This window comes from Serratia bockelmannii (assembly GCF_008011855.1).
Classification (GTDB): domain Bacteria; phylum Pseudomonadota; class Gammaproteobacteria; order Enterobacterales; family Enterobacteriaceae; genus Serratia; species Serratia bockelmannii.
Map to the genome: position 1 here is coordinate 1,569,190 of NZ_VOUX01000033.1, position 11,968 is coordinate 1,581,157.

The following is an 11,968-nucleotide window of genomic DNA, read 5'->3' on the forward strand; positions in this document are numbered from 1 at the left end:
TTAATTATTAGCGCCAAATACAGGAAATCGTTAAAACGTATTGGCTATAAGCCGGAATAAATCACTTATAAACATAGCACGCTCAAATCACCCACTTATTAAGACAATGCTGACGGTTCCTCCATATTTCCTTCATTTTTATGCCGTCTTCGCTGGCTAAACTAGTATCCTGTAAGGAGTGTCATTTTTGTGGCAATGAGTGCCCGCGCCCCTGCCTTTTGGAGAGAATTTTCACCACCATGAATGCAAAACCCCAACGTCGTTCCCTGCTGCTGCGCCTGCTGGTTGCGGCGATTGCGATCATCGTCGCCGTTCTGGCCTGGCGCCATTTCAGCGCCGCCCAACCGACCGCTGGGACGACGCCGGGCGCGCACCAGGCCGCCGGTAAAACGGGAGCGGGCCGCGCGGCGGGCGGCAGACGCGGCGCGCCGATGTCGCCGGTGCAAGCGGCGACCGCCACGCAACAGACGGTGCCACGCTATCTTTCCGGCTTGGGCACCGCCACCGCCGCCAATACCGTGACCGTCACCAGCCGGGTCGATGGCCAACTGATGGCGATCCACTTTACCGAAGGCCAGCAGGTCAAAGCCGGCGATCTGCTGGCGGAAATCGATCCCCGGCCATTCCAGGTTCAGTTGACCCAGGCTCAGGGGCAGTTGGCAAAAGATCAGGCCACGCTGGCCAACGCCCGACGCGATTTGGCGCGCTATCAGCAGCTGGTGAAAACCAATCTGGTGTCCCGTCAGGAGCTGGATACGCAGGCCTCGCTGGTGCAGCAGACCGAAGGCGCGATCAAGGCCGATCAGGGCGCGGTCGACAGCGCCAAACTGCAGATCACCTACAGCCGCATCACTGCGCCAATCGACGGCCGCGTCGGCCTGAAACTGGTCGACGTCGGCAACTACGTTACCAGCGGCAGCACCACCGGTCTGGTGGTGATCACGCAGACGCACCCGATCGACGTGGTGTTCACGCTGCCCGAAGGCAGCATCGCCGATCTGCTCAAGGCGCAAAAAGCCGGGCCGGTGAGCGTCGAAGCCTGGGATCGCACCAACCAGAACAAGCTGACGACCGGTTCGCTGCTGAGCCTGGACAACCAAATTGATACCGCCACCGGCACCATCAAGCTGAAAGCGCGCTTCGCCAACGAAGATGACGCGCTGTTCCCCAATCAGTTCGTCAACGCGCGGCTGCAGGTGGATACCCTGCACGATGCGGTGGTGATCCCGACCGCTGCGCTGCAGATGGGCAACGAGGGCAACTTCGTTTGGACGCTCGGCGAAGACAACAAGGTCAGCAAACATCGGGTCACCGCCGGCGTGCAGGACAGCCGGCAGGTGGTGATCAGCGCCGGTCTCAACGCCGGCGATCGGGTGGTGACCGACGGCATCGATCGCCTGACCGAAGGCATGCAGGTGGAAGTGCTCGCGCCGAGCGAAGCGCCGGCGGCGGCCAACGCCAAGCGCGAACCTGACGTTCAGAGGAAGTCCTGATGCAGGTGATGCCTCCCAACGCCGGCGGCGGTCCGTCCCGCCTGTTTATTCTGCGTCCGGTCGCCACCACGCTGCTGATGGTGGCAATATTGCTGGCGGGGATTATCGGTTATCGCGCGCTGCCGGTGTCCGCCCTGCCGGAGGTGGATTACCCCACTATCCAGGTGGTGACGCTGTACCCCGGCGCCAGCCCGGACGTGGTGACCTCCGCCATTACCGCGCCGCTGGAACGCCAGTTCGGCCAGATGTCCGGCCTGAAGCAAATGGCGTCGCAAAGCTCCGGCGGCGCCTCGGTGGTCACACTGCAGTTCCAGTTGGCGCTGCCGCTCGACGTCGCGGAGCAGGAAGTGCAGGCGGCGATCAACTCCGCCACCAACCTGCTGCCGACCGATTTGCCTTACCCGCCGATCTACAGCAAGGTTAACCCCGCCGATCCGCCGATCCTGACGCTGGCCGTGACCTCCACCGCCATGCCGATGACGCAGGTGGAAGACATGGTGGAAACCCGCGTGGCGCAAAAAATTTCTCAGGTGACCGGCGTCGGCCTGGTGACGCTGGCCGGCGGCCAACGCCCGGCAGTGCGCGTAAAATTGAACGCGGCGGCGGTCGCCGCCTATGGCCTGAACAGTGAAACCATTCGCGCCGCCATCAGCAACGCCAACGTCAACTCGGCGAAAGGCAGCCTTGACGGCCCGACCCGATCGGTCACCCTCTCCGCCAACGACCAAATGAAATCTGCCGACGACTATCGCCAGCTGATCGTCGCCTATCAGAACGGCGCGGCGATCCGCCTGCAGGATATCGCCACCATCGAACAAGGGGCGGAAAATACCCGACTGGCGGCCTGGGCCAACAAGCAACAGGCGATCGTGCTGAACATCCAACGCCAGCCCGGCGTCAACGTCATCACCACCGCCGACAGCATCCGCGAAATGCTGCCGACGCTGATTAAAAGCCTGCCCAAGTCAGTCGACGTCAAGGTGTTGACCGATCGCACCACCACCATCCGCGCCTCGGTCAGCGACGTGCAGTTCGAGCTGCTGCTGGCGATCGCGCTGGTGGTGATGGTGATCTACGTGTTCCTGCGCAACGTGCCGGCGACCATTATCCCCAGCGTGGCGGTGCCGCTGTCGCTGGTGGGCACCTTCGCCGCCATGTACTTCCTTGGCTTCTCCATCAACAACCTGACGCTGATGGCGCTGACCATCGCCACCGGCTTCGTGGTGGACGACGCCATCGTGGTGATCGAGAACATCTCGCGCTACATCGAGAAAGGGGAAAAACCGCTCGACGCCGCGTTGAAAGGGGCCGGCGAGATCGGCTTCACCATCATCTCTCTGACCTTCTCGCTGGTGGCGGTGCTGATCCCGCTGCTGTTCATGGGCGACATCGTCGGCCGCCTGTTCCGCGAGTTCGCCGTCACGCTGGCGGTGGCAATTTTGATCTCCGCCGTGGTGTCGCTGACGCTGACGCCGATGATGTGCGCACGCATGCTCAGCCACGAATCGCTGCGCAAGCAGAACCGTTTTTCCGCCGCCTCCGAACGCTTTTTCGACCGGGTGATCGCGCAATATGGCAAGTGGCTGAAAACGGTGCTTAACCATCCCTGGCTGACGCTCGGCGTGGCCGTGGGCACGCTGGCGCTGACGGTATTGCTGTACCTGCTGATCCCGAAAGGTTTCTTCCCGGTGCAGGACAACGGCATCATTCAGGGCACGCTGGAGGCGCCGCAGAGCGTCTCGTTCAGCAACATGGCCGAGCGCCAGCAGCAGGTCGCGGCGCAGATCCTCAAAGATCCGGCGGTGGAGAGCCTGACCTCGTTCGTCGGCGTCGACGGCAGCAACGCCACGCTCAACAGCGGCCGGCTGCAGATCAACCTGAAGCCGCTGAGCGAACGCAGCGAGCGCATTCCGGCGATCATCAGCCGCCTGCAGCAGCAAACGGCGCAGTTCCCCGGCGTGAAGCTGTATCTGCAACCGGTGCAGGACCTGACCATCGATACCCAGGTCAGCCGCACCCAGTACCAGTTCACCCTGCAGGCGATGTCGCTGGACGATCTCAGCCTGTGGGTGCCGCAGCTGATGGATGAGCTGAAGCAAACCCCGCAGCTGGCGGACGTCACCAGCGACTGGCAGGATCAGGGGCTGGTGGCCTATGTCAACGTCGATCGCGATTCGGCCTCCCGCCTCGGCGTCACCATGAGCGACGTGGACAATGCGCTGTACAACGCGTTCGGCCAGCGCCTGATCTCCACCATCTACACCCAGGCCAATCAATACCGCGTGGTGCTGGAGCACGACGTCAGCACGACACCGGGGTTGGCGGCGCTCAATGAGATCCGTCTGAGCGGCAACGACGGCGCCGTGGTGCCGCTGAGCGCCATCGCCAAAATCGAAGAGCGCTTCGGCCCGCTGTCGGTGAACCATCTCGACCAGTTCCCGTCGGCCACCGTTTCGTTCAACGTCGCCGACGGCTACTCGCTCGGCGAGGCGGTCGACGCGGTCACCCAGGCGGAAAAAAATCTCAATATGCCAAGGGACATCACCACCCAATTCCAGGGGGCGACCCTGGCCTTCCAGGCGGCGCTCGGCAGCACGCTGTGGCTGATTTTGGCGGCGGTGGTGGCGATGTACATCGTGCTGGGCGTGCTGTATGAAAGCTTCATTCATCCGGTCACCATCCTCTCCACCCTGCCGACCGCCGGGGTCGGCGCCCTGTTGGCGCTGATGTTGGCCGGCAGCGAGCTGGACGTGATCGCCATCATCGGCATCATCCTGCTGATCGGCATTGTGAAGAAGAACGCCATCATGATGATCGACTTCGCGCTGGCGGCGGAACGCGAGCAGGGTTTATCGCCGCGCGACGCCATCTATCAGGCCTGTCTGCTGCGTTTCCGGCCGATCTTGATGACCACGCTGGCGGCCTTGCTCGGCGCGCTGCCGCTGATGCTGAGCACCGGCGTCGGCGCGGAGCTGCGGCATCCGCTCGGCGTCTGTATGGTCGGCGGTTTGATCATGAGCCAGATCCTGACGCTGTTCACCACGCCGGTGATCTACCTGCTGTTTGACAAGCTGGCGCGCAACACGCATCGCCAGCTGGATACGCAGGAGCTGCCGTGAAATTCTTCGCCCTGTTCATTCACCGGCCGGTGGCCACCACCCTGCTGACGCTGGCCATCGCCATCAGCGGCGCGATCGGCTTTCGCCTGCTGCCGGTGTCGCCGCTGCCGCAGGTGGATTTTCCGGTGATTTCGATCAGCGCGTCGCTGCCGGGCGCCTCGCCGGAAACCATGGCGTCCTCGGTGGCGACGCCGCTGGAGCGCGCGCTGGGCCGCATCGCCGGGGTTAACGAAATGACCTCGATGAGTTCGCTCGGCAGTACCCGCGTCATTTTGCAGTTCGATCTCGATCGCGACATCAACGGCGCCGCGCGCGACGTGCAGGCGGCGATTAACGCCGCGCAAAGCCTGCTGCCGACCGGCATGCCGAGCCGCCCAAGCTACCGTAAGGTCAACCCTTCCGACGCGCCGATCATGATCCTGACGCTGACCTCGGACACCTACAGCCAGGGGCAGCTTTACGATTTCGCCTCCACCCAGCTGGCGCAGAAGATCAGCCAGACCGAGGGCGTCGGCGACGTTTCCGTAGGCGGCAGCTCGCTGCCGGCGGTGCGGGTGGAGCTGAACCCTTCAGCGCTGTTCAATCAGGGCGTGTCGCTGGACAGCGTGCGGCAGGCCATCGCCAACGCCAACGTGCGCCGTCCGCAGGGCGCCGTGGAAAACCCGCAGCAGCGCTGGCAGATCCAGGCCAACGACGCGCTGAAAACCGCCGATGCTTATCGTCCGCTGATCATTCATTACAACAACGGCTCGGCGGTGCGTTTAGCCGACGTGGCCGAGGTCAAAGACTCGGTGCAAGACGTGCGTAACGCCGGGATGACCGACGCCAAACCGGCGATCATTCTGGCCATCAGCCGCGCGCCGGACGCCAACATCATCGAAACCGTCGATCGCATTCGCGCCGAGCTGCCCGCCCTGCAGGAGAATATCCCGGCCTCGATTCAACTCAACGTCGCGCAGGATCGTTCGCCAACCATCCGCGCGTCGCTGGCCGAGGTGGAACAGTCGCTGGCGATCGCCATCGGGCTGGTGATCCTAGTGGTGTTCATCTTCCTGCGCTCCGGGCGCGCCACGCTGATCCCGGCGGTCGCCGTACCGGTGTCGCTGATCGGCTCGTTCGCCGCCATGTATCTGTGCGGCTTCAGCCTCAACAACCTGTCGCTGATGGCCCTGACCATCGCCACCGGCTTTGTGGTGGACGACGCCATCGTGGTGCTGGAAAACATTTCCCGCCACGTCGAGGCCGGCATGAAACCGATCAACGCTGCGCTGCTGGGCGCGCGGGAAGTCGGCTTCACCGTGCTGTCGATGAGCGTTTCGCTGGTGGCGGTGTTTATCCCGCTGCTGCTGATGGAAGGCCTGCCCGGCCGGCTATTCCGCGAGTTCGCCGTCACCCTGTCGGTATCGATCGGGCTGTCGCTCATCGTCTCGCTGACGCTCACGCCGATGATGTGTGCCTATTTGCTGCGCCACCAGCCGGCGCGTTCGCAGCGGCGCGCACGCGGCTTCGGCAAAATGCTGCTGGCGCTGCAGCAGGGTTACGGACGCTCGCTGAACTGGGTGCTCGGCCACTCGCGCTGGGTGCTGGCGGTGTTCCTCGCCACCATTGCGCTCAACGTCTGGCTGTATATCAGCATCCCGAAAACCTTCTTCCCTGAACAGGATACCGGGCGTCTGATGGGCTTTATCCAGGCCGACCAAAGCATTTCGTTCCAGGCGATGCGCGGCAAACTGGAAGACTTCATGAAAATCGTGCGCGAAGATCCGGACGTGGAAAACGTCACCGGTTTTACCGGCGGCTCGCGCACCAACAGCGGTTCGATGTTCATCTCACTGAAACCCCTGTCGGTACGCAGCGACGACGCGCAGAAAGTGATCGCCCGCCTGCGTGCCCGCCTGGCCAAAGAACCGGGCGCCAGCCTGTTTCTGATGGCGGTACAGGATATCCGCGTCGGCGGCCGGCAGGCCAACGCCAGCTACCAATATACGCTGCTGGCGGACGATCTCGCCGCGCTGCGCGAATGGGAGCCGAAGATCCGCATCGCGCTGGCCGCATTGCCCGAGCTGGCGGACGTCAACTCGGATCAGCAGGATAAAGGCTCGGAGATGGATCTGGTCTACGATCGCGAAACCATGGCGCGCCTCGGCATTTCGGTGTCCGACGCCAACAACCTGTTGAACAACGCCTTCGGCCAGCGACAGATTTCGACCATCTATCAACCGCTCAACCAATACAAAGTCGTGATGGAAGTGGCGCCGCCCTACACTCAGGACGTGAGCTCGTTGGACAAAATGTTCATCATCAACAACGAAGGCAAGGCGATACCGCTCTCCTACTTCGCCAGTTGGCGACCGGCCAACGCGCCGCTGTCGGTAAACCATCAGGGGCTGTCCGCCGCCTCGACCATCTCCTTTAACCTGCCGGACGGCGGCAGCCTGTCGGACGCCACCGCGGCGGTAGAGCGCACCATGACTCAGCTCGGCGTGCCGTCCACGGTGCGCGGCGCGTTCGCCGGCACCGCCCAGGTATTCCAGGACACCCTGAAGTCGCAGCTCATCCTGATCCTGGCAGCGATCGCCACGGTGTATATCGTGCTCGGCGTGCTGTATGAGAGCTATATCCATCCGCTGACCATCCTTTCCACGCTGCCTTCCGCCGGCGTGGGGGCGCTGCTGGCGCTCGAGCTGTTCGGCGCACCGTTCAGCCTGATCGCGCTGATCGGCATCATGCTGTTGATCGGTATCGTGAAGAAAAATGCCATCATGATGGTCGACTTCGCGCTCGAAGCGCAGCGCAACGGCGGCATCAGCGCCCGCGAGGCGATTTTCCAGGCCAGCCTGCTGCGTTTCCGGCCGATCATGATGACCACGCTGGCGGCGTTGTTCGGCGCGCTGCCGCTGGTGCTGACCCGCGGCGACGGCGCGGAGCTGCGCCAGCCGCTCGGCATCACCATCGCCGGCGGCCTGGTGATGAGCCAGCTGCTGACGCTGTACACCACCCCGGTGGTCTACCTTTACTTCGACCGGCTGCAGGCGAAGTTCCGCCGCAACAAGCAACTGGCCCCGTTGCCCCATTAATGGCCGACTGATGCTGATGAAACACACCGCCACGGTACGCTGGCAACTCTGGATAGTGGCATTCGGCTTCTTTATGCAGACGCTGGATACCACTATCGTCAACACTGCCCTGCCCTCGATGGCCGCCAGCCTGGGGGAGAACCCGCTGCGCATGCAGTCGGTGATCGTCTCCTATGTGCTGACGGTGGCGGTGACGCTGCCGGCCAGCGGCTGGCTGGCGGACAAGGTCGGCGTACAGCGGGTGTTTTTCAGCGCCATCGTGCTGTTCACCCTCGGCTCCCTCCTCTGCGCCCGCTCGGAAACCCTGAACGAACTGATCGCCTCGCGCGTGCTTCAGGGCGTCGGCGGCGCGATGATGGTGCCGGTCGGCCGTCTGACGGTGATGAAAATCGTGCCGCGCGAGCAGTACATGGCGGCGATGACCTTCGTAACGCTGCCAGGCCAAATCGGCCCGCTGATGGGGCCGGCGCTGGGTGGCTTCCTGGTGCAATACGCCAGCTGGCATTGGATTTTCCTGATCAATATTCCGGTGGGCATCGTGGGCGCCATCGCTACGCTGCTGCTGATGCCCAACTACCAAATGCAGACCCGCCGCTTCGACGTCAGCGGCTTTCTCCTGCTGGCGATCGGCATGGCGTCGCTGACGCTGGCGCTCGACGGCCACAAAGGCATGGGGCTGTCCGGCGGCGCCATCGCCGGCCTGGTGGCGCTGGGCGTGGCGGCGCTGTTGGGGTATGTTTGGCATGCTTACGGCAATAGCCGCGCCCTGTTCTCGCTGCGGCTGCTGCGCACCCCGACTTACAAGATCGGACTGCTGGCCAGCCTGCTGGGGCGCATCGGCAGCGGCATGCTGCCGTTCATGACGCCGCTGTTTCTGCAGGTGGGCATGGGCTTCTCGCCGTTCCACGCCGGGCTGATGATGATCCCGATGATCATCGGCAGCATGGGCATGAAGCGCATCGTGGTGCAGGTGGTCAACCGCTTCGGCTACCGCAACGTGCTGGTGGCCGCCACGCTGCTGCTGGCGCTGGTCAGCCTGAGTTTCCTGCTGGCGGCGATGCTCGGCTGGCTGTGGCTGCTGCCGGTGGTGCTGTTCTTCCAGGGGATGGTCAACTCGCTGCGCTTCTCGGCGATGAACACCCTGACGCTGAAAGATCTGCCGGACCGGCTGGCCAGCAGCGGCAACAGCCTGCTGTCGATGGTCATGCAGCTGTCGATGAGCCTCGGCGTCAGCGTCGCCGGCATCTTGATCGGCAGCTTCGCCCATCACCAGGTGGTGGCCGATAGCCCAGCCATTCACAGCGCATTTATTTACAGCTACTGCTGTATGGCGTTGATTATCGCCCTGCCCGCGCTCGCCTTCGCGCGCGTGCCGGCCGATAGCGCGCCCAACCGCACGCTGACCAAAGAGCCGGGTACCGGCTCAACGAGGTTGCAATGAGGATAGGCATTACCGGGAAGCTGTTCCTGGCCATTTTCGCTACCTGCATGCTGGTGTTGATCACCATGCATTGGGGGGTGCGCGTCAGCTTTGAGCGCGGCTTTATCGATTACATCAAGAGCAGCAACGAGCAGCGCATCAACATGCTGAGCGAAGCGCTGGAGGAACAGTACAGCCATCATGGCAATTGGATATTCCTGCGCAACAACGATCAGGTGGTCTACCAAATCATGCGTTCGTTCGAGCAGAACAGCGACAGCAGCCACAATCTGCCGCCCAAGGGCTGGCGCACCCAGTTTTGGGTGGTGGACAGCCAGTTCAATCGGCTGGTCGGGCATTCCGGCCCGTTGCCGAAAGAGGGGCCGCGCCACCCAATCCGCTATAACAACGAGATCGTCGGCTGGGTGCTCACCACCCCGGTCGAGCGCCTGACGCGCAATACCGACATCAACTTCGATCGCCAGCAGCGGCGCACCAGTTGGATTATCGTCGCGCTCTCCACCCTGCTGGCAGCGGCAGTGACCTGGCTGCTGTCGCGCGGCATGCTGGCCCCGGTCAAGCGCCTGGTGGCGGGCACCCACCGCCTGGCGGCGGGCGATTTCACCACCCGCGTGGCGGTCAGCAGCCAGGATGAACTGGGCAGGCTGGCGCACGACTTCAACCAGTTGGCCACCTCGCTGGAAAAAAACGAGCAGATGCGTCGCGCCTTTATGGCCGACGTGTCGCACGAGCTACGCACGCCGCTGGCGGTGCTGCGCGGCGAGCTGGAGGCGCTGCAGGACGGCGTGCGCCAGCCGACGCCGGCGTCGCTCAGCTCGCTGCAGGCTGAGGTATCCACCTTGACCAAACTGGTCGACGACCTGCACCAGCTGTCGCTCTCCGATCTCGGCGCGCTGGCCTATCGCAAGGCGCAGGTGGACTGCGTGCACCTGGTGCAGATCGCCGTCGCCGCCTTCCGTGAACGCTTCCGCGCCAAAGGGCTGGAGATCGTCACCCATCTGCCGGCCCAGGCGCCGCTGTTCGGCGATCCCGATCGCCTGAATCAGCTGTTCAATAACCTGCTGGAAAACAGCCTGCGTTACACCGACGCCGGCGGCCGGCTGGAGATCGGCGCCGAGCTGCAGCCGGGGAGACTGATCCTCTGCTGGCAGGACAGCGCGCCGGGCATCAGCGATCAGCAACTGACGCGCATTTTCGAACGCTTCTATCGGGCGGAAGGTTCACGCAACCGCGCCAGCGGCGGCTCAGGGCTGGGGTTGGCGATCTGCCACAACATCGTGGAAGCGCACGACGGGAAAATCCGCGCCGAGCATTCGCCTTTAGGCGGCGTGCGCATTACAGTAGAATTTGCTACCCCGATAAAAAATAAGGCGCCCTGATGGACATTCAGAATCAACCCGTGCAGATCATGATTGTTGAAGATGAGCCCAAGCTGGGCCAGCTGCTGGTGGATTATCTGCAGGCGGCGGGCTACGCCACCCGCTGGCTGACCAACGGTAATGAAGTGGTGCCGACCGTGCACCAGCATCCGCCGGCGCTGATCTTACTCGACCTGATGTTGCCAGGGGCCGACGGCCTGACGGTGTGCCGCGAGCTGCGCCGCTTCAGCGACGTGCCCATCGTGATGGTGACGGCGAAAATCGAAGAGATTGACCGCCTGTTGGGATTGGAGATCGGCGCCGACGATTACATCTGCAAACCCTACAGCCCGCGTGAAGTGGTGGCGCGAGTGAAAACCATCCTGCGCCGCAGCTATCGGCCGCAGGAGAACGCGCGGGAAGATGATCTGCTGCACATCGATGAACCGCGCTTCCAGGCCAGCTATCAGGGGCAGTTGCTGGATCTGACGCCGGCGGAGTTCCGCCTGCTGAAAACGCTGGCCAGCCAGCCAGGCAACGTGTTTTCTCGCGAGCAGCTGCTGAACAACCTGTACGACGACTACCGGGTGGTCACCGACCGCACCATCGACAGCCACATCAAAAACCTGCGCCGCAAGCTGGAACTGATCGACGGGGAAAAATCCTTTATTCGCTCGGTATACGGTGTGGGCTACCGCTGGGAAGCCGAGCCCTGCCGGCTGATGAATGGGGTTTAGAGGGAAATCAGCGCGTCCAGTCTTCAACCGCCAACCCGGGCACCATGGCGAATGCGCGATCGTTGGTCACCAGCGTCGCGCCACGGCTCTGCGCGTGAGCGGCGATCAGTTGATCCATCGCGCCCATGATTTTGCCCTTTCTCCCCATGTTTGCCCGCATTTCACCGTAGCAGCGGGCGGCCTCGCGATCCCATGCATAGACCGTCACCGCAGCAAGAAAGGCCTCGACCATGCTTTGCAACGCTTTGTTCCGCCGTTTGGCCACACCGTAAAGCAGTTCCGCCTCCGTGACGCTGGAAATACATACGGCAGAAGGCGGGAGCTTTTGCATGACGTTAAGCACCTGCGGATGCTGCCGAAACAAGTGGCTGACGGTGTTGGTATCAAACATGTACATCGCCTACTCTTCCTCTGAGAATGGATCGCGGTCTGCAACCCCTTGCTGACGATCTTCCGCGCCAAGAAACTCTTGCGGCACCGGCGTTTGGGCGATAATGCTCAGCAGCGGTGCCCAGCTGTCCGGCTTTGCCGGATATTTGGATAAAATCACGTTTCCCTCCCGATCGCGACGGATATACACACGATCCGTATCAAATTCAAATTCCACCGGTAACCTCACCGCCTGATTTCTACCGTTTTTAAACAGCTTGGCGATTCTTTCCATCTCGACACTCCACAGCAGGCATAGGCCAAAGCATATGCCTGCAGCGCGTCGATGCCAAGATCTATCGCTCACTTTTCAC

8 protein-coding genes are annotated in these 11,968 nt (G+C 62.8%); 6 read left to right on the plus strand and 2 right to left on the minus strand.

Annotated elements, in window-relative coordinates:
• Positions 1-239 precede the first annotated feature (239 nt).
• Genes FOT55_RS23940 through baeR form a run of 6 tightly spaced genes read left to right on the plus strand, consistent with a single transcriptional unit; the run spans position 240 to position 11,225 of the window.
• The gene (locus tag FOT55_RS23940) at positions 240-1,493 is read left to right on the plus strand and encodes an MdtA/MuxA family multidrug efflux RND transporter periplasmic adaptor subunit (protein ID WP_060448095.1); all 1,254 of its coding nucleotides are present in this window, start codon (positions 240-242) and stop codon (positions 1,491-1,493) included.
• Positions 1,493-4,612 carry an MdtB/MuxB family multidrug efflux RND transporter permease subunit gene (locus FOT55_RS23945; protein WP_049209523.1) on the plus strand — a complete coding sequence of 1,040 codons (3,120 nt, stop codon included), beginning with the start codon at positions 1,493-1,495 and terminating at the stop codon, positions 4,610-4,612. The genes FOT55_RS23940 and FOT55_RS23945 overlap by 1 nt, the downstream gene beginning before the upstream one ends.
• Positions 4,609-7,689, plus strand: a complete 3,081-nt coding sequence (mdtC, locus tag FOT55_RS23950) for a multidrug efflux RND transporter permease subunit MdtC (protein ID WP_147824118.1) — start codon at positions 4,609-4,611, stop codon at positions 7,687-7,689. Before FOT55_RS23945 ends, mdtC begins: the two co-directional genes overlap by 4 nt.
• 10 nt (positions 7,690-7,699) lie before the next feature.
• On the plus strand, positions 7,700-9,130 hold the full coding sequence (mdtD, locus tag FOT55_RS23955) for an MFS transporter (protein WP_147824119.1): 1,431 nt from the start codon (positions 7,700-7,702) through the stop codon (positions 9,128-9,130).
• Positions 9,127-10,509, plus strand: a complete 1,383-nt coding sequence (baeS, locus tag FOT55_RS23960) for an envelope stress sensor histidine kinase BaeS (RefSeq protein WP_147824120.1) — start codon at positions 9,127-9,129, stop codon at positions 10,507-10,509. Before mdtD ends, baeS begins: the two co-directional genes overlap by 4 nt.
• The gene (baeR, locus tag FOT55_RS23965; protein WP_004941568.1) at positions 10,509-11,225 is read left to right on the plus strand and encodes an envelope stress response regulator BaeR; all 717 of its coding nucleotides are present in this window, start codon (positions 10,509-10,511) and stop codon (positions 11,223-11,225) included. Before baeS ends, baeR begins: the two co-directional genes overlap by 1 nt.
• Before the next feature lie 7 nt (positions 11,226-11,232).
• On the opposite strand, the gene FOT55_RS23970 is transcribed toward baeR, so the two are convergent.
• Together FOT55_RS23970 and FOT55_RS23975 are read right to left on the minus strand one after the other, a co-directional pair.
• Positions 11,233-11,622 (minus strand): type II toxin-antitoxin system VapC family toxin, encoded by a 390-nt coding sequence (locus tag FOT55_RS23970; protein WP_025303864.1) that lies wholly within the window; start codon positions 11,620-11,622, stop codon positions 11,233-11,235.
• Between the two features lie 3 nt (positions 11,623-11,625).
• Positions 11,626-11,889: an antitoxin gene (locus tag FOT55_RS23975; RefSeq protein ID WP_004941563.1), complete on the minus strand. Its 264-nt coding sequence runs from the start codon at positions 11,887-11,889 to the stop codon at positions 11,626-11,628.
• Between the last annotated feature and the right edge of the window lie 79 nt (positions 11,890-11,968).